At 60.9% G+C, this 25,105-nt stretch carries 26 protein-coding genes; 7 read left to right on the forward strand and 19 right to left on the reverse strand.

What is annotated here, in order from left to right; genetic code table 11:
• Positions 1–30 precede the first annotated feature (30 nt).
• The 9 genes from feaR to PG5_RS23390 all read right to left on the reverse strand — a co-directional run bounded on the left by feaR (position 31) and on the right by PG5_RS23390 (position 7,939).
• Positions 31–951, reverse strand: a complete 921-nt coding sequence (gene feaR / locus PG5_RS23350) for a transcriptional regulator FeaR (protein ID WP_020799599.1) — start codon at positions 949–951, stop codon at positions 31–33.
• Positions 952–1,104: 153 nt separating this feature from the next.
• Positions 1,105–2,055 (reverse strand): PDR/VanB family oxidoreductase, encoded by a 951-nt coding sequence (locus PG5_RS23355; protein ID WP_020799601.1) that lies wholly within the window; start codon positions 2,053–2,055, stop codon positions 1,105–1,107.
• 158 nt (positions 2,056–2,213) lie between these two features.
• The gene (locus PG5_RS23360) at positions 2,214–2,954 is read right to left on the reverse strand and encodes an SDR family NAD(P)-dependent oxidoreductase (protein ID WP_020799603.1); all 741 of its coding nucleotides are present in this window, start codon (positions 2,952–2,954) and stop codon (positions 2,214–2,216) included.
• A 10-nt stretch (positions 2,955–2,964) separates the two neighbouring features.
• Positions 2,965–3,465, reverse strand: a complete 501-nt coding sequence (locus tag PG5_RS23365) for an aromatic-ring-hydroxylating dioxygenase subunit beta (protein WP_020799604.1) — start codon at positions 3,463–3,465, stop codon at positions 2,965–2,967.
• Positions 3,462–4,745, reverse strand: coding sequence for a Rieske 2Fe-2S domain-containing protein (locus PG5_RS23370; protein ID WP_020799605.1), 1,284 nt, complete (start codon positions 4,743–4,745; stop codon positions 3,462–3,464). Before PG5_RS23370 ends, PG5_RS23365 begins: the two co-directional genes overlap by 4 nt.
• Before the next feature lie 29 nt (positions 4,746–4,774).
• Positions 4,775–5,893, reverse strand: a complete 1,119-nt coding sequence (locus PG5_RS23375) for an amidase (protein WP_020799606.1) — start codon at positions 5,891–5,893, stop codon at positions 4,775–4,777.
• Entirely contained in the window at positions 5,890–6,360 is a 471-nt protein-coding gene (locus PG5_RS23380) for a nuclear transport factor 2 family protein (protein ID WP_020799607.1), read from the reverse strand. Before PG5_RS23380 ends, PG5_RS23375 begins: the two co-directional genes overlap by 4 nt.
• 3 nt (positions 6,361–6,363) lie before the next feature.
• Positions 6,364–6,735, reverse strand: a complete 372-nt coding sequence (locus PG5_RS23385; RefSeq protein WP_020799608.1) for a hypothetical protein — start codon at positions 6,733–6,735, stop codon at positions 6,364–6,366.
• A gap of 40 nt (positions 6,736–6,775) precedes the next feature.
• Entirely contained in the window at positions 6,776–7,939 is a 1,164-nt protein-coding gene (locus tag PG5_RS23390) for an acyl-CoA dehydrogenase family protein (protein WP_020799609.1), read from the reverse strand.
• A gap of 323 nt (positions 7,940–8,262) precedes the next feature.
• Here PG5_RS23390 and PG5_RS23395 point away from each other — a divergent pair, with 323 nt between their 5' ends.
• The 7 genes from PG5_RS23395 (at position 8,263) to PG5_RS23425 (ending at position 15,227) form a co-directional block, all read left to right on the forward strand.
• Complete coding sequence (locus PG5_RS23395) at positions 8,263–9,747, forward strand: sensor histidine kinase (RefSeq protein ID WP_020799610.1); 1,485 nt, start codon at positions 8,263–8,265, stop codon at positions 9,745–9,747.
• Positions 9,748–9,916: 169 nt separating this feature from the next.
• Positions 9,917–11,068 carry an amine dehydrogenase large subunit gene (locus tag PG5_RS23400; protein ID WP_020799612.1) on the forward strand — a complete coding sequence of 384 codons (1,152 nt, stop codon included), beginning with the start codon at positions 9,917–9,919 and terminating at the stop codon, positions 11,066–11,068.
• A 13-nt stretch (positions 11,069–11,081) separates the two neighbouring features.
• Positions 11,082–11,621 carry a MauE/DoxX family redox-associated membrane protein gene (locus PG5_RS23405; protein WP_020799613.1) on the forward strand — a complete coding sequence of 180 codons (540 nt, stop codon included), beginning with the start codon at positions 11,082–11,084 and terminating at the stop codon, positions 11,619–11,621.
• Positions 11,622–11,626: 5 nt separating this feature from the next.
• On the forward strand, positions 11,627–12,253 hold the full coding sequence (gene mauD, locus PG5_RS23410) for a methylamine dehydrogenase accessory protein MauD (RefSeq protein ID WP_020799614.1): 627 nt from the start codon (positions 11,627–11,629) through the stop codon (positions 12,251–12,253).
• 18 nt (positions 12,254–12,271) lie between these two features.
• Positions 12,272–12,793, forward strand: coding sequence for a methylamine dehydrogenase light chain (locus PG5_RS23415; protein WP_008062110.1), 522 nt, complete (start codon positions 12,272–12,274; stop codon positions 12,791–12,793).
• Positions 12,794–12,938: 145 nt separating this feature from the next.
• Positions 12,939–13,460 carry a hypothetical protein gene (locus PG5_RS23420; RefSeq protein ID WP_020799615.1) on the forward strand — a complete coding sequence of 174 codons (522 nt, stop codon included), beginning with the start codon at positions 12,939–12,941 and terminating at the stop codon, positions 13,458–13,460.
• A gap of 342 nt (positions 13,461–13,802) precedes the next feature.
• Positions 13,803–15,227 carry an undecaprenyl-phosphate glucose phosphotransferase gene (locus tag PG5_RS23425; RefSeq protein WP_033039829.1) on the forward strand — a complete coding sequence of 475 codons (1,425 nt, stop codon included), beginning with the start codon at positions 13,803–13,805 and terminating at the stop codon, positions 15,225–15,227.
• A 77-nt stretch (positions 15,228–15,304) separates the two neighbouring features.
• Here the strand turns inward: PG5_RS23425 and PG5_RS23430 are convergent, their stop codons facing one another.
• From PG5_RS23430 to PG5_RS23475, 10 genes are all read right to left on the reverse strand, one after another.
• Positions 15,305–16,417, reverse strand: a complete 1,113-nt coding sequence (locus tag PG5_RS23430) for a glycosyltransferase 61 family protein (RefSeq protein ID WP_020799617.1) — start codon at positions 16,415–16,417, stop codon at positions 15,305–15,307.
• Positions 16,418–16,488: 71 nt separating this feature from the next.
• Complete coding sequence (locus tag PG5_RS23435) at positions 16,489–17,631, reverse strand: hypothetical protein (protein WP_042955685.1); 1,143 nt, start codon at positions 17,629–17,631, stop codon at positions 16,489–16,491.
• A 239-nt stretch (positions 17,632–17,870) separates the two neighbouring features.
• On the reverse strand, positions 17,871–18,614 hold the full coding sequence (locus PG5_RS23440; RefSeq protein ID WP_020799620.1) for a WecB/TagA/CpsF family glycosyltransferase: 744 nt from the start codon (positions 18,612–18,614) through the stop codon (positions 17,871–17,873).
• Complete coding sequence (locus PG5_RS23445; protein ID WP_020799621.1) at positions 18,614–19,801, reverse strand: glycosyltransferase family 2 protein; 1,188 nt, start codon at positions 19,799–19,801, stop codon at positions 18,614–18,616. The genes PG5_RS23440 and PG5_RS23445 overlap by 1 nt, the downstream gene beginning before the upstream one ends.
• Positions 19,798–21,000, reverse strand: a complete 1,203-nt coding sequence (locus PG5_RS23450) for a glycosyltransferase (protein WP_020799622.1) — start codon at positions 20,998–21,000, stop codon at positions 19,798–19,800. Before PG5_RS23450 ends, PG5_RS23445 begins: the two co-directional genes overlap by 4 nt.
• A 71-nt stretch (positions 21,001–21,071) precedes the next feature.
• A complete protein-coding gene (locus PG5_RS23455; RefSeq protein WP_020799623.1) occupies positions 21,072–21,983 on the reverse strand; it encodes a DUF535 family protein in 912 nt (303 codons plus the stop codon).
• Positions 21,984–22,002: 19 nt separating this feature from the next.
• Positions 22,003–22,980, reverse strand: coding sequence for a glycosyltransferase family 2 protein (locus PG5_RS23460; protein ID WP_033039832.1), 978 nt, complete (start codon positions 22,978–22,980; stop codon positions 22,003–22,005).
• Between the two features lie 5 nt (positions 22,981–22,985).
• Positions 22,986–23,510, reverse strand: a complete 525-nt coding sequence (locus tag PG5_RS23465) for a serine O-acetyltransferase (protein ID WP_020799625.1) — start codon at positions 23,508–23,510, stop codon at positions 22,986–22,988.
• Between the two features lie 8 nt (positions 23,511–23,518).
• Positions 23,519–24,475 (reverse strand): glycosyltransferase family 2 protein, encoded by a 957-nt coding sequence (locus PG5_RS23470; RefSeq protein WP_020799626.1) that lies wholly within the window; start codon positions 24,473–24,475, stop codon positions 23,519–23,521.
• Complete coding sequence (locus tag PG5_RS23475; protein ID WP_020799627.1) at positions 24,468–25,085, reverse strand: acyltransferase; 618 nt, start codon at positions 25,083–25,085, stop codon at positions 24,468–24,470. Before PG5_RS23475 ends, PG5_RS23470 begins: the two co-directional genes overlap by 8 nt.
• Between the last annotated feature and the right edge of the window lie 20 nt (positions 25,086–25,105).

Below are 25,105 nucleotides of genomic sequence, written 5' to 3' on the forward strand. Positions count from 1 at the left end.
CGAGCCTGCTCGCGAAGAACGACAACGCGGTCAGTGCTGGCTATAGCGCTTGCGATAGGCACCCGGTGACACGCCAAAACGCGATTTGAATGCCGACGAGAAGTAGCTGGAATCGGAAAAACCCCAGGCGTAACACAGCGCCGACAGCTTCTGCTCGACATCGGCACGGCGCAGGTTTTCCGCGCAGAAGTCCAGGCGCCGGTGCTTGATGTATTGCGCCACCACCAGGCCGCGCTTGGAGAACATCCGGTACAGGCCGCGCACGGAAATCCCCACTTCTCGGGCGATCAGTTCAGGGCACAGCTCTTCGTCGCTGAGGTGCGCGTCGATGAAGGCGATGATCTTGCGGAACTGCCGCTCATGGGGATCGGCATTGCTGTCACGGGCGCTGATCCCCGGCAGCAGCAGGCTGACCAGGGCGTCGAGCACGGCCTCGCTTTCCTGCATGTCCAGCCCTTCTTGCTGGCGGGTCTCCAGTACGAGCTTGTTGGCCATCGCCGCCAGAGGGCTGTTGGCGCCGATGCGCGTGGCGCAGTTCACCGCATTGAAGTGCGTACCACGCTCCACCACCTGGCGCGGCAGGATCAGCGACAACTGGCGCGAGTCATCGTTGTAGGTCATGTCGCTGGGGCGGCTGGCATCGATCAACGCGATGTCGCCACAGCCCAGTTGCGTGCGGTTGTCGCCCTGTTCCAGGTGCGAGCTGCCGTGCAGCTGGAACACCGCGTAATAGTGGCCGTCGCTGCTGGTGCTGACGTCCTTGCTGGTGCGATACAGATGCACATGCGCCATGTCGACCACACTGAGGTTGATCGCGCCGCTGCGAAACTCCGTGAGTTGGCCGTAGAAGTCGGTGTCCAGCGCCCTGGCGTCAAAACGCCCGCAGGCCTGGTTCACCTGGCTCAACCAACTTTCGAACGCCTCATTGCGCACCGTCGATGCTGTAATCATGTCCGCAAAGCCTCACAGTTCTTGTTGTTATTCTCGACCGCTTCGCCGAGCGGTTCGGTAAATAGTGTTTCGTACTCCAGCCAACCCCTCCCTTGGCGGCCGCCGGGCCTCATTCAACAGACTCCGGCGTCGGCTTTCCAGCGCGCAAAGCGATTAAATGTCCAATACCAGACGAGCGGAAAGTGCCCGTGAAACGCAGGCGCAAATCTGCTGGTTGGAGGCCTTTTCCTTGTTGGAAAGGCAGTTGTCGCGGTGCTCCGGCACGCCTTCCAGCACTTCGACGATGCAGGTGCCGCAGATGCCTTCGCGGCACTCCGTGTCGATGTCGCAACCGTGGGCCTGTAATACGTCCACCAGGCTGGTGTTGGCCGGCACTTGCAGCACTACACCGGAACTGGCCAGCTGCACTTCGAAACTGCCGGCCGGAGCGCTGTTGGCCGCCGGATCCGCAGCGAAGTGTTCAAGGTGAATGGCCTCATCGGCGCGACTGCGCGCAGCCACTTCCACCACTTTTTTCATGAACGGTGCCGGGCCGCAGGTGTAGACGTGGGCCGCCGGGTTGGCGCGATCCAGGCATGCGCTCAATGCAGCGTCCAGATCGCCCGGTTCGACGCCGTAGTGGAACTCTACGTGATCGGCGAAATTCGTTGCCAGCAGTTCGGTAAACGCGGCGTACTGCGCCGAGCGGGCGAAGTAATGCAGGCGATACGGCTGGCCGCTTTCCGCCAGTCGATAGGCCATGCTCAACAGGGGCGTCACGCCAATGCCAGCGGCGAACAGCACATGTTCGCGGGCATCGGGATCGAGGTGGAACAGGTTGCGCGGCGCGCCCATTTCCAGCTCCATCCCCTCTTCCACTTGCTCATGCAGGGCCTGCGAGCCCCCGCGTGAATTTGCCTCTTTTTTCACCGCCACCAGATAGGCGCGGCGATCCTGTGGCGGACTGCACAGGGAATACTGGCGGGTCACGCCGGTCGGCCCGGTCAGGTCGACGTGGGCACCCGGTTCATAGGTGTCGAGCGGCTGGCCGTCACTGCGCACGAGGCGAAAGGAACGGATATCCTGCGCTTCTTCGACGATCCTTTCGATTTTCACCTTCATCATGGCATCACCTGAATACTGTTGTCTTGGGTACTGCATCCTGTAGGAGCGAGCATGCTCGCGATGAACCTGAGGTCGCCACGGGGTGTCAGGTTTCCCGTGTCATCGTTGACGACCATCGCGAGCGCGCTCGCTCCTACAGGGGGGCATTTTTCTGTGGCTTAGCGCATGAACAGGCCGCCGTTGACGTCCAGGCACGCGCCGGTGACGGACGTGGCGTTGTCGGCGATCAACAACAGCACGCTGTCGGCGATGAACGCCGGATCACCGAGGGTGCCGGCCGGGATCATTTTCAGGATCTGTTCCAGACGCTCCGGGGCCACGGTTTCACGCACGACCGGCAAGTCCAGCGGACCTGGCGAGATGCTGTTGACCGTCACCCCTTGCGGCGCCAGTTCACGGGCAAAGACTTTGGTCAGCGTCGCCACGCCGCCCTTGGCCGCCGCGTAATGCGCGCCGGTGGCGGTGCCGCCGTTTTGCCCGGCCAGGGAAGCGATGTTGACGATGCGGCCAAAGCCACGCTCGGCGAAGTGTGCGCCGAACACCTGGCAGGCGACGAAGGTGCCGCGCAGGTTGATCGCCATCGACTCGTCGAACTCTTCCGGCGTGATGTCCATCAGCGCCGCGACTTTCGATACACCGGCATTGTTCACCAGGATGTCGCAACCACCCCAGTGCTCGACCAGCACGTCGCGGGCATGCTGGAAGTCGGACTTGCTGCGCACGTCCAGCTCAATGGCGATAGCACTGGCACCGCTGGCATCCAGCTCGGCAGCCAGTTGACGCACGCCATCGAGGCGCACATCGGCCAGGGCGACGCGATACCCCGCCCCGTGCAGACGACGGGCGATGCACTCGCCCAGTCCGCGCGAGGCACCTGTTACAAGGGCTACTCGACTCATGATGTTGCCCTCACAGGAGGAAGCCGAGCGCGCTCAGGCTGTCGGTGGCGTTGATCAGCCGTACCACTTTGCGCTCCAGGGTCGGCACGCCATCGGTGAAACGGATGCGGTGGTTCAGGTCGGCCACGAACGGTGTGTGCACGCCGCGTTTGTAGGCGTACAGCAGCTGCGCCGAGTTGACTTCGACGATGTCACCGGCGGCTTCGACCAGGCGGAAACGCGAGATCGTGCGAATGGTTTTCGCCGCATCCACCGCCGACGGCGAATAGCCGGCGGTCAGGCGTTCGATGCGCAGGTCACGCATGCGTGCGTCGTCGTAGGCGTAGTTCAGCGTCGCCTCGAAGTCTTCGGTGTCCGGGTCGATCGGCACGATGTACTTGCCGCTTTCACTCCACAAGGTCGCCCACTCGGCGTAGTGCTTGTGGTCGAGCAGTTCGGCCTCGCGCCAGATGAATTCGATGGCCTGGGCCAGCGGGCCGGAAAAACCGTTCAGGGTGTCGTGATTGCTCATTGGCTCATCATCCTTTTCCACATGTCGTAGGCTCCGCGCATGCCGCCCTCGTCGGTGGCGTGGCTGACCTTGTCGCCGTTTTCAGCGGTGATTTCGCGGTTCAGGCCGCGGTTGACCAGGATTGGCGCATCGACGCCGGCGTACGAGCCACGCTGCACGCGGTCCCAGGCTTCGGCATCGTCAGGGCTGCCGAAACCGAACGGGCCCTGGAAGTGTTCGTGAATGCGCATGCGTTCGCGGTTGGCGATTTCCGGGCCGCCGTCCATGCCCAGGGCAACGTGACGGATCTCGGTTTCAGTGACCGACACCGGACGCAGCACGCGGAAGAACGACATCGACATGGCCACGTTGGGGAACAGGTTCAGGTTGAAACCGGCGCCGTGCAGCGAGCGCACGATGCGCCGTACCTGATCGGCCGGCAGGGTCTTCGACAGTTCTTCAGTGACGTGGGCGAAGCGCTCTTGCAATTGTTCAGTGCCGTCGTCGTGATCAAGATCAACGTGCTCCGGCACCATCACCATCACACTGTGGCCGTTGCCCAGGGAGTGAGTGACCGCTTGCTCGTCGGTCATGAACGAAAGCATTTCCGAGGTTTCTTCATCCACCGACGACATGAACGACTTGTGCACGATCGGGAAGTGGTAACCGTCGGTGGTGTTTTCCAGCTGGATCTTCCAGTTGCCCTTGAAGCTGAACTTGTGTTCGCCCTGGGTCTTGATCGGGTAACCGGCGCCCTGCTTCATGAACAGGTCCATCCAGTGTTTGGCGCCGCCGAGGAAGTCTTCCAGCGGTTCGATCTCATCGTTGTAGCTGGCGAACACCATGCCGGCGTAACTCTCGACGCGCAGGCTGGTCAGCGGCAATTCGGACTTTTCCAGGATGCCTTCGTAGCCATCCGGATACGGCAGCGCACGCAGCTTGCCGTCCAGGCCATAGGACCAGCTGTGGTACGGGCAAGTGAAACCGGTGGCGTTGCCCTTGTGCTTCTCGCACACGGTGGCACCGCGGTGGCGGCAACGGTTTTCCAGCACGTTGATGTTGTTCTTCTTGTCGCGAACGACGATCACCGGGCGACGGCCAATGGTGGCGGTCTTGAAGTCGCCGCTGTTGCGCACTTCGCTTTCGTGGGCGACCCACACCCAGGTGCGGTAGAAAATCTTTTCCAGCTCGGCTTCGAACAGCGCCGGGTCGTTGTACAGCGAGACATCGACGCGGTCGTGCTGGACCAGCTCTTCGGGGCTTTTCGACGTTGCGATCAGCCGGTATTCATGAGTGCTCATGCGGTTCTCCTCATGGCTTCTTGTTAGATTTAAAGGATTGAGGCTTGCAGCTGCGCACCGAAGGCGCAGACCAGTTCGTCCTGACCTTTGCGACCGACAATCTGCAGGCCGACTTTCAGCCCGCCGCAATCGAGTTCCACCGGCACCGTCAGCGCCGGATGGCCACTGAGGTTGAAAGGACGCGCCAGCGGGGTCATGCCGGCCACGGCCTTGCTGCCGCTACGCGCTTCGCTCAGCGTGGGTGGAAGGCTCGGCAGCGTCGGCAACAGCAGCACCGCGAAGTCTTCCAGCGCGGCATCCACCTGTTGGGTAAAGCGAGTACGCACGATTTCTGCCTTTGCGAGCTCTTCACGAGTAGTGCGGCTGGCTGCGAGCAGACGGGTTTCCACATCGGCGCCGATCAGGCCCTTGCCGGTCAGGTGGCCGAACGCTGCCCAGTTTTCGAAATTGATCACGGTCAGGCCGGCGGCGAACGCCGCTTCGAACTCGCTCAATTGCAGGTGGCTGCGGCGCCAGCCCGCGCGGTCGGCGGCAGCACCGAGGCTGGCTTGCAGGTGCGCGTCGCAGGCCACTTCGAGGAAGCCGACCTTGGCGCCGTCACCTGGCAAACCTTGCACATTGAAGCCCGGGCAGATCACCTGCATGGCGGCGATCAGGTCGTCCATGGTCCTGGCGAACGGCCCCACGCAATCGAGGCTGGAGGCCAGCGGATGCGCGCCAACGCGGCTGACACGGCCAAAAGTCGGTTTTAGTCCGGTGATACCGCAGCAGGCCGCCGGCACCCGCACCGAACCCCCGGTGTCGGTGCCGATAGCGATGTCCGCCAGGCCCGCCGCGACCGCCGAGGCCGAACCGCTGGAGGAGCCGCCCGGCACGCGGTCAGGGGCTTGCGGGTTGATCGGCGTGCCGGTCCAGTCGTTGATGCCGGTGACGCCAAACGCCAGTTCGTGCAGGTTGGTCTTGCCGACGATCTGCCAATTGGCGTTGAGAATCGCGTCCACCACTTCGGCGTTTTTCGTCGCCGCTGGTACGTCGGCAAACGCACGGCTGCCCGAGCGGGTCGGATGGCCGGCAATGTCGATGGAGTCCTTGATGGCCACGCGTTTTCCGCTGCCGCCGAGGAGGAATTCGCTGACGAAAGTACTCATGCATTCAGCTCCGTATTAAACAGCCGTTGCGTGCGAAAATGCGCGATCAGCCAGACGCCGTCGACACAGCGGAAATCGATGTTCAAGCGCGTGCCGAACAGTTCGCTGCGCTGATCGGCATAGGTGGAAATCTGCTGCATGATCCACTGCCCCTGCGCCGTGCTGCCGTCGACCACGATCGACTCGCTGGTGAGGTAATGCAGGTTCAACTGGAAGTGATCCGACGGCGGCAGGTAACCACCGACAAACGCCGCCACGGCCTCGCGTCCACGATGCTGGCCAAAGGTCTGTGCGGTCTCGCGACCCACGCCTTCCCAGATCGCGTCGATGCAGAACAGCTCGGCCAGTTCGCTGACCTGGGTCGTCACCCTCGGCACGTCGCAGAGGTCCATGTAGCGCGCCATCAAGCGACGCACTGCGCTTTCCCCTTCGAGCGTCGCCAGACGCTGCAGCAAGGCCTCGTCCATGGCTTACACCTTGGCCGCGTCAGGGATGGTCAGCGGGCGACCGATGCGCGCTTCGACCTTGGCGTAGCGCCACAGGCTGTATTCGTTCACCGGCGTGGTGCGGAACAGGTTGCAGGCGTCGATGACCGACTGGTGGCAGTCGACGTCGGCCATGATGTACACGGTCCAGGGCGAGGTGGTCGAAGGGCCGACCATCAGGCGGTCGTCATCCATGGCGCCGAGCACGTTGATGCCGGGCATCGCGCCGAGATCCGCCATCATCCGGCTGAAGCCCTTCCATACGCTGAGGCCTTCGCCGGTAGGCAGGTCAAAAAAGTTCTGGGTGATGCCGATGCAGAAGACGACGCGCAACGGTTCTTGAGTGGTTTGAGTCATGTGTATTGATCCTTGAAAATGAAGCTCTGGAATAAAGTGTTCAGATGTAGCCCGGGAACGGCTGCACGCCGAGGAACACCGAGCCGGCGCCGTCATACAGCCCTTCGCTGAGGAAGGCGTGCTGGGTCACCACCATCGAGTCGCGCAGGTAACGCTGCAGTGGATGGCGCAGGTAAATGGCGGTGGTACCGGCCAGGCTGTAGGCGCTCTGCACCACCTCGGCGCCGGCCTGGGACACGTGAATGGCGGACAAGCGCAACAGGCTGGTCTGCTCCGGGGTGACCGGATTGCCGGCGAGGATCGAGTTCCATACCTGTTCGGTGGCGCTGTAGAAGAAGCCGCGTGCGGCGTTGAGCTTGGCTTCGGCCTTGGCGATTTCGATGCGCACGTAGGCGCGGTCGGACAGTTTCGGCGCACCGGTGATACCGCTGCCGCCAGCCATGCGGCTGATTTCATCGAGGGCAGCGCGGGCAAGGCCCAGGTTGACCACCGCCAGCACTTGCGCGGCGTAGGCAATCGAGGGATAGCGGAACAGCGGTTCGTCGATGGTCGAGGCGCCACCGCGAATGAACGTCCAGCGTTCGTCGACGCGCTTGTCGGACACGCGCAAGTCGTGGCTGCCGGTGCCCTTGAGGCCGACCACGTCCCAGTTCTCGATGATCTCTACCTGCTGCGGACGGAACACCGCGGTGCGCGGCTTGCCGCCCGCAGCACCGATGCCCACGCCCAACAAGTCCGCGCCCATGCAGCCGCTGGCGAATTTCCAGGTGCCGTTGACCTGATAGCCGCCCTCTACCGCCTCGGCCGGTTGCAAGGGAAACAGGCCGCCAGCGAACACCAGGTCCGGGCTATCGGCGTAGAGTTCAGCCAGGGTTTCGCGTGGCAACGCCGCGAGGTAGACGCCGGCACTGCCGAAACTGGCCACCCAGCCAGCGGAGCCGTCGGCCTCGGAGATGCGTTCGATCATTTGCAGAAACTTCGCCGGCGCCAGGGCGTCGCCGCCGTAGCATTTCGGCGTGGCGGCGCGGTAGATGCCCACCTGCTTGAAGCGTTCGATCATGTCCCGTGGCACATGGGAAACGCTGTCGAATTCGTTGCGACGTTGGCGCACTTCTTCCAGCACCTGCGCAAAGGCCGGGCTGTCGACGACATTCTCGTCAACACCGATCGGTGCGTCTTGTTGCACGACCGCTGAACGCAGCATGGGCTTTCTCCGTTTTGCTTATTGTTAGTGGGGGCCACACCGCACCGCTGTCTGTAGGAGCTGCCGAAGGCTGCGATCTTTTGATTTTGTTTTTGGATCAAGATCAAAAGATCGCAGCCTTCGGCAGCTCCTACAGATAAAGGCGTGGTCACCCTTGCATTGCGGTCCAGTGTAAAAACCGGATGCCGGCGCAACTATTGGTGCGTGCAGCCCCCCGCCTAAAGAAATCCCCTAGATCCACACCGGTTACCTCTGAGCGCATGCCGCTGTGCGAGCAGGTATAAAACGCCATACTGCAAATCTCTGCCGCCAGGGGCCGTGTGATGTACCAGCCAAAACCGAACGACTTCCATGCGCTGATCGAAGCCATGCCGCTGTGCATCATTCTTCACGATGCGCAGACCAAGGAAATTCTCTGGGCCAACGCCGCCGCCCTGGCGGCGCTGGGTTTTACCCTGGAGGAATTGACGCCGCTCAAGGCCCCGGACATGACCCGCGACGCACCCAAGTACCGGCGCTCGGTGGGCCTGCGCTGGCTGGAAGGTGCTGCGCGCACCGGCCAGCGCGCCATCGAGTGGTGCTATCGCTCCAAGCAAGGGGTGGAGATTCTTTCCGAGGCCGTGGCGACCCTGGTGCATCTGGACGGTCGGGATGTGTTGATGGTGCAGTTCCGCGACATCTCCAAGGAGGACAAGGTCAAGCGCGACCTCAAGCGTTTCGAAAGCCGGCTCAAGGCCTTCATGCAGGATCTGGCCGAGGGTGTGGCGGTGCTCGGTCCCGAGGGCGATATCGGTTTTATCAGCGACTCCGGCGCGCACTTGCTCGGCAGTGAAGTCCATCCGTTGATGGGCCAGAACTTCCTGGCCTGGTGCGACGAGGCTTCGCGCCAGCGCCTGCTGCAAAAATTCGCCCATGAGACGCCGGAACACACGCCCTTCAACGTGCATTACCAAGTGCAGCGCCAGGACGGCGAATGGCGCTGGCATGACGCAACGTGCCGTTATATAGAGATTGAAGACGACCTGGTCGGCCATCTGCTGCTGTTCCGCGACGTCACCGAGCAGGTGCAGGCCGAAGACGCGCGGCGGGTCAGCGAGCAGAAACTCGAATACCTGGCGCGCTACAACGCCATGGGTGAAATGGCCGTGGCCATCGCCCATGAACTGAGCCAACCGCTGGCCGCCACGCGCAACTTCATCGAGGGCGCGGTGATTCGCCTGGGCACCGCAGCCGACGCCGATCAAGGCGTCACCTGGGGTTTGCAGAGCGCCGTGCGGCAGATCGAGCACGCCTCGGTGATCATCAAGAGCGTGCGCGACTACGTCGTTAAACTGGAGCAAAGCGAAGAGCTGATCGACCTCAACGAACTGCTGCGCGAAACCCGCTACTTCATCAGCCTGCGAGCCGATCCGAGCCTGGTGCGCGTGGAAGTCGTGACCTCACCCGAGCCGCTAAGGGTGAGTTGCGAGAAGGTGTTGATCGGCCAGGTGATCCTCAACCTGGCGTTCAACGCGATCGAAGAAATGGCCGACCTGCCGCTCGAACGTCGGATTTTGCGCATTCATGCCAGCGCCGCCGACGGCGTGGCGCTGGTGCGCATCGAGGACAACGGCCGCGGCATCCAGGCCCAGGCGCAAGAGAAGCTGTTCGACGGCTTCTTCTCGTCCAAGGTCAGCGGCAACGGCATTGGCCTGGCGCTGTGCAAGAACATCATCGGCCGTCACCGGGGCGATATCTGGGCGCAAAACCTGGAGCCTTGTGGTGCGGTGTTCAGCTTTTCCCTCCCCCTGATCCCCCCCGCGATCTGATCGTTCCCACGCTCTGCGTGGGAACGATCCCCCCCGACACTGGCACAGATACACAAACACTTGGCAGGCAGGGCAATTCCCGCGATTGCCGGGCGAGGCACTATTCGATGGTCAGAATCTGCCCACTCACCCGCGATCCGCGTTACCAATAATTCAGGAAGTTCCCCTTATGCGAACAAACAGGATCTCCGTACAGTCAGCGCTAGGCCTGAGCCTGCTTGTACTCGGCTTGAACAGTGCCCGCGCGGATTTGCCCGCCGACACCGGCATCGGCCAGACCACCCTGGCCTTCCCCGCTGAACCGCACCGGGCATTCGTCGTCGATGTCGAGTTCGAAAGCTTCGTCGCCGGCCGTGTCACCGTGGTCGACCCCGACCAGAAACGCGTGCTCGGCATGGTCCCGACCGGCTTTGCCGCGCCTTCGGCCCTGAGCCATGACGGCAAGCTGATCTACAGCGCCGACATCTGGTATTCGCGCGGCACCCGCGGCACCCGTACCGACGTGCTGACCGCGTGGGACAGCTCGACCCTGTCGCCGGCCTGGGAAGTACTGATCCCGAACAAGCGCGCCGAATCGCTGACCCAGCGCTACGGCCTGAAGACCAGCGGCGATGACCGTTTCGTCTACGTCTACAACTTCACCCCATCGACCTCGGTCACTGTGGTCGATACCCAGACCAAAGCGGTTGCCTCGGAAATCGCGATTCCCGGTTGCGTGCTCAACTACCCGGTGGGCAAGCGTCGCTTCGCCTCGCTGTGCGGCGACGGCAGCCTGCAGGTGGTGACCCTCAACGATCAAGGCCAGGAAAACGCGCGCAACCGCACGCCGTTCTTTGACCCGAACGCGGAAAAACTGGTGGAGCGCGCGGTCAACGTCGGCGACACCTACTACTTCACCACCACTACCGGCACCGTACGCGCCGTGGATTTCTCCGCTGACACGCCGAAAATCCTGCCGAGCTGGTCGCTGGTCACCGACGAAGAGAAGAAAGCCGGTTGGGCCCCGGGCGGCTGGCAGCTGATGGCGGTCGCGCCGAAGCTGAACCGCTTGTACGTGCTGATGCACGACGCCCACGAACCGATGAAGTGGGAAGACCCGAGTCCCCTGATCTGGGCCTTCGATCTGAAGACTGGCAAGAAAATCGCCACCCTGGAAGCACCGGTACCGGTGTGGAGCATGCAGGCCACCGGCGACGACAAGCCACTGCTGCTGGGCACCGACGTTGAAGGCGGCTTGCAGATCTTCGACCTCAAGACCAACCAGCACACCGGCAGCATGGCCAAGGTCGCAAAAACCGCGACCCAGGTCATGAGCTACTAACAGGGATCAGGCCATGCAATCAGATCCGATCTTCATCATTGCCAGCGCCATCGCCATTGCGGTGCTGCTGGCCAGTGCCGCGACCCACAAGGTGCGAGCGCCAGCGCGCTTTCGCAAACAACTTGCCGATTATCAACTGCTGCCCGACGCGCTGGTGCGCCCGAGCGCGCGGTTGATCCCGCTGCTGGAACTGGCCATTGCGTTCGCGTTGCTGGTGCCGGTCAGCCGCCCCTGGGCAGCGTTGAGCGCGGCCAGCCTGCTGGCGCTGTACGCCGCCGCCATCGGCATCAACCTGTGGCGTGGGCGTCGCGACATCGACTGCGGCTGTGCAGGTCCCGACCAGGCGCAACCGCTGCGCCCGGTCCTGCTGCTGCGCAACAGCGTGCTGGTGGCGCTGGCATTGCTGGCAAGCGTAGCGCCGGTAGTGCGCGACATGACTGTGTTCGATGGCTTCGTGACCCTGGCTTCGGCCGCCGTCGCGCTGCTCATCTACGCCGCGGCCGATGGCCTGGCGGCGAACTCCCCTCTTCTGCTCAAATTGATTGGTAGGTAATCACAATGGAAGGCTTGATAGTTTCCAACGTTCTGCTGTGGGTATTGCTGGTGGCCGTGGCGTTCGTCGTCATGGGCCTGGTCCGTCAGATTGGCGTGTTGCACGGCCGTCTGGCCCCGGCCGGCGCGCTGATGATGGACAAAGGCGTGGCCGTCAACGAAGCCGCACCGCAAGTGACCGCTGCCGACCGTAATGGCCGCCCGGTGAACTTCGGTTATGCCGGCGAGAAATCGCAACTGCTGTTCTTCCTCTCGCCGACTTGCCCGATCTGCAAATCCCTGCTGCCGGCGATCAAATCCATCGCCAGGGAACAAGCCAGCACGCTGGACGTGGTGTTCGTCAGCGATGGCGACATGGACGCCCAGCAAGCGCTGATCCGCGAGCACAAACTCGAAGACGCCACTTATGTAGTCGGCCCGGAAGTGGGCATGACCTACCAGATCGGCAAGCTGCCGTACGCAGCCCTGATCGACAAGTCCGGCACCCTGCGCGCCAAAGGCCTGGTCAACTCCCGCGAGCACCTGGACAGTCTGTTCGAAGTCGAGCACCTCAAGCACGCGACGCTGCAGCAATACCTCAATGCGCAACCCCACGACCACGCTCATGACCACAGCCACGGCCATAGCCACTGATAAGGCAGGGAGACCTTCATGAAACTGCTGGATCTGTTATTCGAACGCTCCTCGCGCCGTGTTGCCGACACGACTTCGCGCCGCAAACTGCTGGCTCGCATGGGCTCGCTGATCGTCGCCGGTGCCGCCCTTCCCGTGCTGCTGCCGCTGGATCGCACCAGCAAGGCGCTGGCCGCCACTGACCCGAAAGCCGGTGACCCGGGTGATCCAAACAGCTGTGACTACTGGCGCTACTGCTCCATCGACGGCTTTCTGTGCAGCTGCTGCGGCGGTTCGGTGACTTCCTGCCCACCGGGCACCGAGGCCTCGCAAGTGACCTGGATCGGCACCTGCCGCAACCCGGCCGACGGCAAGGACTACATCATTTCGTACAACGACTGCTGCGGTAAACAAAGCTGCGCCCAGTGCGCCTGCACCCGTAACGACAGTGAAGAACCGGCCTACCGCCCGTTCAACAACAACGATGTGAACTGGTGCCTGGCCGCCAAGTCGCACATCTATCACTGCACCGTTTCGATCATCCGTGGCGTGGCGGTCTGACACGCACCACCGCCGGTTGCCCACGCGATCGGCGTTTTTTTTTAAAAGATCGCAGCCTGCGGCAGCTCCTGGATTGACCGCGTGCTCCTGTAGGAGCTGCCGCAGGCTGCGATCTTTTCAAGGCACAACAAATAAGGGGTTCGAAATGCGTCGTTTGCTAATCCTCGGCCTGGCCTGCGCCCTGACCACCCCGCTCGCCCAGGCCCGGGCCATCCCCGACCCGACGCAGCGCCACGCGCCGGGCAACGAGGAACTGCAAAAGCCCATCGCCGAGGCCGGCTACAGCGTGGGCGTTAACTATCAGTTGCAATGTGCCGGTTGCCATCTGGGCAACGGCATGGGCTCGGCGGCCAATGACACCCCGAGAATGACGGGATTTGTCGGCAACTTCCTGAAAGTCCCGGGCGGCCGTGAATTCCTGGTGCGCGTGCCAGGCATGTCGCAATCGGCGTTGAACAACGCGCAGTTGGCCGACCTGCTCAACTGGCTGATGCGCGAGGACGGCATGGCCGGTAAAAGCCGACCCGCCGATTACCAGCCCTACAGTGCCGACGAAGTGGCGGCGCTGCGTGCCAAAACCATGCTCAACCTGCCAGGCACCCGCGCCGAACTGATCGACAAAATGCGCGCCCAAGGCATCGCCATCGAAGACGGCATGAGCAACTGATAACGCTGCTTGTTCGCAGCCGACGTCCCAGGTCCTCCCGCCCATCCAGGCAGACAATCCAGTTTCTACCGATGGTCGTCCAGTCACTCCAAAAGCAGGCCGCCCGGTGCCTGCGTGCATGCCGCAGACTAAACTTCGTCCATTGCGTGAATGAATCCACACTGCTGCTAAAGTGATAGCACGGGATGCCGCGTTCTCCCCAGCTTTGCGAATTTCGGTGGAAGGAGGATTTCTCGACTATAAGTAGCTTGCCGTTGAGGCTAAAGCTCTGAAACGAAGGTGGTTTTGACCTGGATCGCGTTCGGGTTGGGCGCGAGGGGGCAGCAAAAATGGGATCTGATCATGATTTTTGAGCCGAGCAGTAGCCGTTCCGTACTCCAGCGAAGAAGCAGTACCAGTATCTTTATCCAGGCAGGCCTCGATAGCCTCGCTGTCACCGGTGTCGCGTGGTACCTGATTGTTTATCACATAGGTTTCATCACCCAGGCTTATGTGATCATGGTCCTGTTGCTGCTGGGGGCGCTTGCGGTCGTCTACGACCACTATGCGATTTATCGAAGCAATGTCGTGTTTGCCGTCAAGGCCTTCAAACTGTTCAAGGCGTGGACCGCCGCCTTTTGTTTTCTCGTCGCCATGGCCTTTCTTACGAAACAAAGCGAACAGTACTCACGCTTGCTGGTCGGTGAGTTGTTCGTCATCGGGTATTTTGCCCAGCTGCTTTTGCACCTCGCGACCCGTGAATTGCAAAAGAAATTCCTGGCCCACCCCACCCAACGGGACAACGCACTGATCATCGGCTCGGGAGAGCTGGCGGACTTCCTGCACCAGAAAATCAGCAACAACCCCTGGTTGGGTGAACGGGTAGTCGGCTCCGTGTTGATCGGGGCGGCCGACGACCGGGGCAAGGATGGTTCGGAAAACCCCAACCGCCTGGCGATACTGGGTCATATTTGCGATCTTGACGACCTGGTCGTCCAGCATTCGATCCGCACCGTCTACTTCGTCACGCCACTGGACGGCTCCCAGGTGATCAAGGATGTGTATCTGAAGCTGTTCGACAAGCACATCTCGGTCAACTGGGTGCCAGACATCTTTTCCCTGCGCTTGATCAACCACAGCGTTCGCGAGATCGCCGGCATTCCGGTGCTGACCTTGTCGGAAACGCCACTGATGGGCATGCGCCTGCTGCTCAAGAACCTTGAAGACCGCGTGCTGGCGTTTCTGCTGTTGCTGATTGCGGCGCCAGTGCTGGCCATCGTGGCCATTGCCATCAAGCTCGACAGCCCGGGGCCGGTGTTCTTTCGCCAGCAACGGATGGGCTGGAGTGGCGGACCGTTTCGCATCTGGAAGTTCAGGAGCATGGTGGTCCATCAGCCCGAAGACGGTGTAGTCAAGCAAGCACAAAAGAATGATCCGCGCATGACCCGGGTCGGCGCCTTCATTCGACGCACCAGCCTGGATGAGCTACCGCAGTTGTTCAATGTACTGATGGGGGAAATGTCCCTGGTCGGGCCGCGTCCGCATGCCATCCAGCACGACGCGCAGTATTCACCCGACATCGCCGACTACTTTGCCCGCCACAACATCAAGCCAGGCATTACTGGCCTGGCTCAAGTACGTGGCTATCGCGGTGAAACCAAAGACATCGAACAGATGATTCGCCGGGTGGATTCGGACATCGAATACATCAACAACTGGTCGCTGTGGCTCGACTTCGTCATCCTTGCCCGGACGGTGACAGCCTTCTCCGGCAAGCATGCCTACTAATCGTATCTTGATTGCATGAGCCGCCCGGTAACGCTGACGACCAGCGTTACCGGGTTAAGCACGAGGCCGCAAAAGCGTCAGGCCGGGAACAGGTCGAGAGTACGCTCAACCTCATCGGGATCGATCCGGAAACCTTCGCCGTCCGGGGTGCCCACCACAAAACCGAAGTTTTGCTGATCGCGATCCGTCAGGTATTTGAAAAAGCAGACGAAACGATCAGGGGGTTGCAGGACCAGCAGCGAACCACCGGGCGCAAGGACATTGACGCCGTGTATGAGTTGACTGCCTTCGATGCCGATCACGGTCCTGGCGCCGGCACAAGCCGCGACGATGGTTGCCACGTCGGATTTCGAGGGGTCGATGATGCGAAAGCCGCGGCGCTCGCGCAGGCGTTCAGCCAATTCCAGTTCATTGCGCAGCAACCGCAACTCACCCTTGTTGCCCCGCAGCACGAACACCCCTGGGTGCGAGTTGACGTTGACATGGGACAACAACTTTTCCGTCATGGCGCGAAAGCGCATGTGCTTGTGGCGGTTCTGGCTGATGTCGTCAAAAATCACCAGTTCACGAAAAAATGCGTTGCGCATACGCAGCGGATTCATGCCCAGCCACTTTTCATAACCGGGGGCGTGAAGTATCCCGTGCCGGGTTACGCTGATTTCGGTTTCAGCGAGTTCCGTGGTCACCGGAACGCCGAGCTGGCTCGCCATGGGATAGGTGATGCAATCATCCACCATCCACGATCCAAACCACTTATTGCCGCCCACAGTGCAATACATCGCTGCGCGATCGATTTCGTGTTCTATGCGAATCTTCGGCAACCAACCGGCCCTGGGCGATAACCAGGATTTGGCATCACCTTTGTAAAGCGCGCCGTCGATCAGCCAGGCGTCCTTGAGCAGAAAGGCGCGAGTGGGGCCGTGCTGCACGAGCCCGTTGCCCTCCATGGTGCGACGGGGATGCTCGAAGGGATAAAACTGCCATCCCGTCACGCGTTCAAGCTGGTTGGGCAGGTAAAAAGCAGGGGGTGCAATCGATTCATCAGGGGGAGCCACGTCCCAGGTTTTTACCGCGACACTTTGCAGGTCCAGCGGCGCTTTCCTGGCAACTTTCTCCTTGAACATGTGTTTATACGCAGCAAAACTCCATTTCGCCCCAGCGCCGCTCACCAACATATTCGATTGCGACATAAGGATTACCACTCTAATGCGTTTAAATATAATTAGCGCTTGTCGTCCTTGTGCGCACTATCAAACTCCAGTCAATTGCAAATAATACTTTCCATGACAGGTGGTACCTTCAGATGACCGTATCGAGCGCGTAAAGTCTCGAGCAGTTGTTCCGGTGGTGCCTTGGCGCAATGAAGATAGACCTTGCTCAGTCCGCCAAATCCCATTTCGCGATAGCGCTCGGCAATATCCTCATCAGTTTGCCCGTCCGGCAAACCCAGATGCAGGGTCAGTTCTTTTCCCTCTACGGCAAACAAGGGTGTTTCCCAGAGAAATTGCGCAACGCCCACCTTGGGCAGCCGGACAAACAGATAGCCATGGTTATTCAGGGTATCGACATCGCCGCCACGCCTTCTTTTCCATTCCAGCAAACCGTCGTCCGGGCGCGCCAGGCAAGTGCCGATATCGTAATAATCAAAGCCGTTTTCCAGCGCCCATTCCAGCGCCATGAAGGTGGTGATCGAGTTGATTTCCCTAAGCTTTTTCGCATTCGAATAGACTGTTTCGGGGTAGCCGAAACGGATCGTGCTCCAGTAGCGCTTGCCCGCGCGGGTAATCACGCAGCCAAGGTGACAGGCGACCACCTCGTCTTCCAGCAGCACCAGGTCCAGGCGGCCGGCGGTTTTGGCCACCCTTCGCACCTCCTGCTGCTCAATTTGCGAAGCAGACGTGCCATGCCTTGCGCTGGCATAGGGTTGCAGCATGCCTTGGTCGGCGCTTTCGATTTCATCGTCGTTCAACGCCTGTTTAAGGCGATAGCGCAAACGGTTCTTGCGAAGATTGCGCCGCAGCTCAGAGTTATATCTTGCGGTGATGTCCTCGATCGAGCGGCCCAGAGGAACTACGGCGCTGAGATATTGGGGCACACAGAGTGCGCCCGGCGTCGGTATTTCACTGACGAACACCGTTATGCCTGGTTTATTCGCCCTAAGTTGCTGATTGGCAACCTGAGGTTCAGCACCCATGAGAACTTTCACAAATTCACGCTGTGCCTTACGCCCCATATAGAGAATGTCGTAAGGACTCTCTTCGCGCAGCTTGAACCTGACAAATTCCCAGCGCCAAAAACAGGCTCGGCCGGCAATATCGCGCAGCCAGGCATGGGCTTTCCGCAGTTCAAAGCGTACCGACGGCGTAATCAACTGACGCAACAGTCCCTTTACATATTCTTTCATTTGGTATTAACACTAAATGATTAAGGAAGATTATTCGAAAGTTCGAATCAAGGAATAACGAACTGAAAATCAGGCTTCAACACGATGATGGCCGGCGTCAAACTTTCGTCGCCATTCGCACCAAAGGCGAAACAAATTATTACCGCGTCAGCAAGTCGTCGCTTACATGAGCAGTAAAGATGCTACGCCGGAGTTTTGCAAGATATTACGCTGCCGAGCCTGTTCCTGCGGCACGCACCTCACCCCCGGGTCGGTACCGGGCAGGCAAGCGTTCTCAATATGAACAGAGGGTTACCGACCACATAACGACTGAACAGCCGCTTGGGTTCACTGAGCAGCCTGAATACCCACTCGCAACCCAGGCCTCGCACCCATTGCGGAGCGCGACTCACCTTGCCGCCGAGAAAGTCCAGGATCGCCCCGCCACACACGATCAGGCAGGGCACGCCGCTGGCCGCCAGCCGGGCGGCAACGATTTCCTGCTTGGGCATGCCCATGCCCAACACCACCAGTTCCGGCTGATGTTGCCGGGCAAGTTCGAGGTAGGTCTGCACATCGTCGAAACCATGGTGGACAGACACGACATTGACTGCCAATGCCGTTTGGCAATGCTTTGCCGCATGGGCCAGGAAAGGCTCTTGCGTGCCCCATAACGCAACGCGCCGTCCTTTATAGGCCGACAGTAACTTGGGGATGAAGTCCGTGCCGTTCATGTTCAACCCCGGCTCCCTGCCCATTCGGCGAAACAGGATCGACATGCCGGAGCCATCGCGCAGCAATACGTCGGCGGCCGACAGTGCCTGGTAGTAGGCATCGTCCCTGGCAACCAGGTTCATCGCATGGGCGTTGACGAACCCGAGCACCGTTGCCCGCTGCGGCCAGGCCAATGCCTCGATCAAGCGCTGCTCTTGATCGCTATCGCCGATGACCTTGAGTGACTGGATGATCGTTTGCCAGTTGTGCTGCCAGGCCAATGCGCGCATCAGGAGTCATCTCGCTTGGAGCGCACCCATTCAACCTGGCGTTTAACCAGGAAGCCCAGGTACAGGGGGATTTTCTTCAGTGCGTAGAACGGTGCGTACAGCAACGCGGAAAACGCGATGATGGCGCGACCGAACTGACTCCACGCCAGCAAGATGGTCATCATCAACATGACCACCCCCACCGATGCGATCAATGCCGGCAGCCATGCACCGAACAGCAGCAACACCAACCAGGACAGGACAAACGCCGCGCCCAACAACAACGTCAGCAACGCCAGTGGCGGCACCAATAGATCCAGGGTCATGGCCAGCAGGTTGAAGTTGCGTCGGGCAAGCGATTCCACCAGTAATTTGGGCGCGTCACCCAGGATCACGCCCAGGTGACCATGCTCCCAACGCGTACGCTGGGTCGTGAGGCCTTCGTCACTGCGCGGGAAATAGCTGGTCACCAGGGCATCAGGGCAAAACATCGGTGGCTTGCCGCTGCGACAGAAATCCAGGCCCATTTTCAGGTCTTCGACGATGTGACCACTGGCAAGCGTGATCAAGGGCAGGTCCCGCCAGACGAACGCCATGCCCGTGCCCATCAACTGACAGGGCAACCCCAGCCGAGCCCAGCCTTGCGGTCGCACCCGATTTTTGACGCACCAGGCAAACTCGGCGATCTGCACTTTCAGCCCCGAACCCGCTGGCGCACGCATCAGGTCAAGCGCCTGGGTCGGCCGCCCCGAGTCGATGCACTGTATGGCCAGGCGTTCGATGAAGCCCTCGTTCACCTGGCAATCGGCATCGACAATGATCAGCACGTCCGGCGCATCACCGGCCAGGTGACGCGCGCCAAAATCCAGTGCATAGCCCTTGCCACGCTGCTGGGCATTGCTGCGTTCCACTACCTCCGCGCCGGCCGCACGCGCCATCGCGGCGGTGTCGTCCGAGCAGTTGTCGGCGACCACCAACAGACGATCGCCCTCCTGCAGTTGCGGGCGCAGGCAATTCAAGGTGGCCTGGATAATCGAGGACTCATTGTGGGCCGGCACCAGCACCGCGACCCGAGGTCGCGGGCGTTGTGCGAGTGCTTGCGCACGCACCGGCAAGCCAGCCAGCAGCACCTGCACGAGCAGCACCAGTACCGGCAGGAGGATGATCGCCAGCGGTACGCCGAGTAGCCAATTGAGGAATGTGATCATGCTTGCGCCTTGAACAGGTGAGCCAACTTGGTCGCTTCGGTATCGATATCATGGCGCTCCAGCACACGCTGATAAGCCGCTTCGCCCATGCGCTGCAACTGCTCGACCGGCTGCGCCAGGCAGTCCGCCAGCGCCACCGCCAACTCTTCCACCGCGCCCGCGGGAAACAGCCAGCCGTTCTCGCCCTGGCGCACCAGCTCGGGAATGCCCGCCACATAAGTGGTCAGCACCGGCCGGCGCAACGCCATGGCTTCCATGATGACCACCGGCAAGCCTTCGGCGAAGCTGGGCAGTACCAGGGCCCGCGCGGCGAGAATTTCCATGCGCACCTGTTCGCTGCTGATCCAGCCGGTGATTCGCACACGCGATTGCAGGCCGTGCCGGGCAATCAATGCTTCGATCTGCGGGCGCATTTCGCCGTCGCCAGCCAGGACCAGCTCAAACACCACGCCTTGTTCCGCCAAGCGGCGAGCGGCCTCCAGCAACAGCAATTGGCCCTTCTGCTCACACAGGCGCCCCACGCAAACCAACCGCGGCGCGGACGGCACCGCCACCGCGGGCACATCGTGAAAGGCTCGTTCCAGGCCGCAATGCACGACCTTGACCCGAGCCCAATGCGCCGGGTCGACCCAGCGATATAGCTGGCTGCGTCCATAGGCACTGATGGCCGCGACAAACGCCGAGCGCCGGACTTTCTCGCCCAGGTGAATGAACTGCGGTTTGTCGAACTCTTCCGGACCATGCACGGTAAAACTGTACGTCGGCCCGCCAAGTGCGTTGGCCAGCATCACCACTTCGGTCGAGTTGGTGCCGAAGTGGGCATGCACGTGCCGGGCACCGAACGCCTGCATCCAGGACAGCACGCGGCAAGCTTCGAGCAAATAGACCAGATGGTACGGCCAGGAACGATCGGCGCGCCGCCCCATGCGCAGCGCCAACCACAGCGTCGAAAAGAACCGCCGCGGTTGGGTACGCAGCACCTGCAGCGCAGGTCGCAGCAGCGCTTTGACGCCGTCCGCCAGCACGTATTGGGTCTTGCTGCGTTCAGACTCGTCCTCGGTGTCCACCAATTCGGCATCCCAGCCTCGCAACGCGATGCGTTGGACCTCAAAGCCCTGGCGCTCCAGCGCCAGGATCTCGCGACGAATGAAGCTATGGCTGACCTTCGGGTATTGATTGATGAAATAAGCGATACGCATGGGCACCCGGCTTGAATGTCGTCGAAGTTGTTACTGCAGGTACCCCCACAGTAGTCCAGTAACCGGTCACGTCAATTCACTGCGTAGCTGCCTTTCAGCACCTGGTCGATCCTGGTGAAGGTATCGTCCAGCAGCTCATAGCGCCGGCGATACATGGCGCGTTTTTTTGAAGCAATGGTTTCCAGCGGCTTTCTGGACGAAGCCATGGGGATTTCAAAAAAGTCTTCGCGCGCAGACGGTGTCGCCCCGTGCTCAAGCCAGATCGAATCATAATTGGCGGCCAGCTCCTGGGCTTTGTGCGCACCAAAATACGGGTGGCGATGATGACGATAGACATCCCCTACCGCGTAGATTTTTCCGACGCCGATATGGCTGGCGATGTACTTGATCACTTCAATCAGAAAGCTCCTGGGTCGCAGGCCTTCGAAGTCCTTGGTGACATCCCGGTAGATGGCCAGCGATCTTTCGCTCTCGATGCCTTTATGGATGCCCTGCACGGCACCGATGAAGATGCACAGCTCACCCTCCGTGCAGCACAAGGTGAAGGCGATCGAGGCAATGCGCAGATCGCCCTGGAACAGATTCAGCACCAACTCGCCTTCACGCATGAACCAGAACGGGCGGTCCAGTACCAACGTGCAACCATCGGACCACGCCGTCAGGTCGCTCAGGACCAGGCTGTCGTCGCGCCCGAACAGCAGTAATTGCGGGCAGCTTTTCGTGACCACCTCGTAATGCGAGGCCATCACGCCCAGTTTGTCCTGGGAGTTCCAGCTTTTGCTGATGTAGGGCCAGTGGATAACGCCCAGGCAATCGCCGCCGAGTCTCTCGATGCCGGTATCGCCCAGCGCGTTGGACATGCGCCCGAAAAACAGATTCAACTCGGTCCAGTTCTTGCCCACCAATAGCACAAACTTGAGTTTGTTCTTCAATGCCCTCAGGGAATAGCCAGCGTGCACGGAGAAGACGCTTTTGACGATCATCCAATAGTCCATCGAAGTCTCACTTGTATTCGATCAATGCGGATTTGCCGGCACCGAACCTGTTCAAAAGAAACTTGACCTGCCCGAACATCTCGGGAAATTTGCCCAGCACGAGGAAGAACGCCAGTAGCCAGTTTTGCCGCGCAGGGCCAGCGCCCCGCCGGGCCAGGCGCGCGACCTGCAGCGGATAGATCAACAGCAGCAACAACCCGGGCCAGCCCAGCAGCAGCGTGGCAATGACCGTCGCCAGCGGCACGCCCAAGCCCCAGAACCAGGCGCGGCGCGACTCGCGGCGCCAATGGCGCTCCGGTGCGCCACCGTGTAGAAACGCGCCCTCGGCGAAGGCATAGCCGCCGCGTAAGGTGCGCCGCCACCATTGGCCGAAGCGGGTCATGCTCGCATCGTGCAAAGTCATTTCCGCAGGCAAGCGCCAGACCTTCCACCCCTTGGCTCGCAGCCGCACGCAGAGCTCCGGTTCTTCCCCGGCAATCAGGTCCGGGCGATACCCGCCCGCAGTGGCGAAGGCGTCCGCGCGCATCAGTGCATCGCCACCGCAGGCGCTGGTCGCACCGGTTGGCGTATCCCATTCGAGGTCGCACATCAGGTTATAAATGGAGCGCTGCGGAAAACGTTCGCGGCGCCGCCCGCAAACCACCGCCACCTCAGGCCGGGCCTCAAGAAAGGCCTGTGCATGGGGTAGCCAGCTGGCAACCACCTCGCAATCACCGTCGACGAACTGCACATGACGCATCGATGGCAACAGCCGTTGCAGCCGGGCGAAACCTTCATTGCGTGCACGTGCGGCCGTGAAGGCAATGCTCATGTCCAGTTCAACCACCTCGACACCAAGCCTTCGGGCCATCTGTACTGAACCGTCGGTGGAGCCCGAGTCGACATAGACGATCTGCTGCGCCGCACCGACCAGCGAAGCCAGGCAACGCTCGAGTCGCTGGCCTTCATTGCGACCGATGACAACGACCCCAACCCCCGTCGTCACCGTGTTCATGAGAATTGCTCGGCATCGGCAAGCTTGCGCTGCTTGATGGTCGCCGGCACGCCGACCGCCACCGAGTTGTCAGGCACATCGGTCAACACCACGGCATTGGCGCCGATCACCACATTGTTGCCGATGCGGATATTGCCCAGCACCTTGGCGCCGGTACCGATATCGACGTTGTTGCCCATCACCGGGGCGATCGGCTCCTTCACGTTCTTGAGCCCGACGACTACGCCGTTGCGGATACGGCAGTCATCGCCGAACTGCGCATAACCACTGATCACGATGCCGCCGAAATGATCGATGACGAAGTTGCGCCCGACCACCACCTCGCACGGCAGCTCGATGCCCGTTACGATCTGCACCAGCTTGAACAGCACTTTGTAGATAAAGGACAGCAATTTGCGCAGCAGCGCCGGGCGCACGCCGTAGCGCCAGCGCCCGAAGCGATACACCAGCATCACCCAGAAACCCTGGGCGCCCCAATCACCCTCGTATGCTCGCAAGTCCGCACGTATGTTTTCGAACATGGACTGACCTACCGTGTGGGTTGGCTACCGAGTTTGGTTTTACGCAACAGTGCCCAGGTCACACGTGTGTGTTGCCAACACGCCTTGATGGCGGCCCGACCGCGACCTTTCAACAAAGCCTTGAGCCCCAGGATCAGGTCGCACAGGCATACCAGCAGCATGTGCAAGGCCAACCCCGGCAAACCGTGATGCTTGCGGAAGTACAACAGCTCGCTTTCGATTTGCAGGGTCTGCAGCTGTCGGCCGTCCATGTTCAGTTTGTCGACCGACTTGGCACTCTCGCCACCGATATGCACCACCGACGTGTGGGGGTAGTAGACTACCTTCCAGCCCGCCTCCTTGACGCGCCGGCAGTGATCCACTTCCTCGTAGTAGAGGAAATAGCGCGGATCGAACAGGCCGACCTTGTCGATCACTTCACGGCGGATCAGGTAATAGCAACCGGGTACCCAGTCACACTCGCGCACCGAGGCATGATCCCAGTCCAGGTCGTCGACCAGTTTCACCCACGGGAAGAAGCGTTCAAGGCCGGCCGTCACGAGGAAGACATTCAGCGGCGTCGGAAAATAACGGCAGGACGGTTGCATCTCGCCGTCCCGACCGACCAGGCGTACACCGAGGATCCCACAATCGGGATGAGCCTCCATGTACTCCAGGGTCTTGGCCAGGGTGTCGTCGGACACAAACGCGTCGGTGTTGAGCAGCAACGCGTACTTGCCCTGCAGGTGTTCAACCAGCTGATTATTGGCCCGGCCAAAGCCAACATTGTCTTTATTGGCCAGCAACACGGCCTCTGGACAAATATCGCCCAGGCAATCCAGCGAGTTGTCCGCCGAAGCGTTGTCCACCACCAGGTAGCGTGCGTGGTCGGTACTCTTGGACTGGCGCAGCGCATTGAACATGGGCTGCAACAGACCCGCCGTGTTGTAGTTGACGACGAGCACATCCAGGGACGCGCTACTCATTGGCTTTCTCGCCAAAGAAGTACTGCGCCCTCATGGCCTTGAGCTTGGGCTCGTAATCCGGGTCGAAGTGCGTGCCGCGCTGGCGGATGAGTTCCATCCAGGGATAGGCTTCGCAACGCTCTTCGATTTTCTTGATCAGGTCTTCAACGGTGCAGAGCACCTTCGCCGGGTTCCCGCCCACCACGACACCGGGCGGAACATCCCGGGTGACCACGGCACCGGCGGCAACGATTGAATTCGGACCGATTTTGCGGCCCGGCATGACGATGGCCTGGTAACCGATGAAACAGTTGTCGAATATATCGACCGCACCGACGGAGTCGAGCTGTTTACCCGCGCTGATTTCGAACACGCCAATCAGCCCGTCATGCCCGAATATCGTGCAATCGGACAAGCCGACGTTGTTGCCGATGCGTAATAGCGAAGGGTCGGGGATGTTGCAGCCGGGATTGATCCATACTCCCTTTCCGACCGAATGAATGCCTCCCCAGCGCGCCAGGTAGTTTGCCCATTCGAAGCCTGTGGGGTGGCAAAATTTCTTGAATAAACCCTTCCCCCGACCCGTTTTATTGACGTAGTAACGTATTGCACGCTTTGCTAGCCCAATCATCCTGTCAGCCTCACAAATGT

The sequence above is a fragment of the Pseudomonas sp. G5(2012) genome (assembly GCF_000408945.1).
GTDB classification, from domain to species: Bacteria; Pseudomonadota; Gammaproteobacteria; order Pseudomonadales; family Pseudomonadaceae; genus Aquipseudomonas; species Aquipseudomonas umsongensis.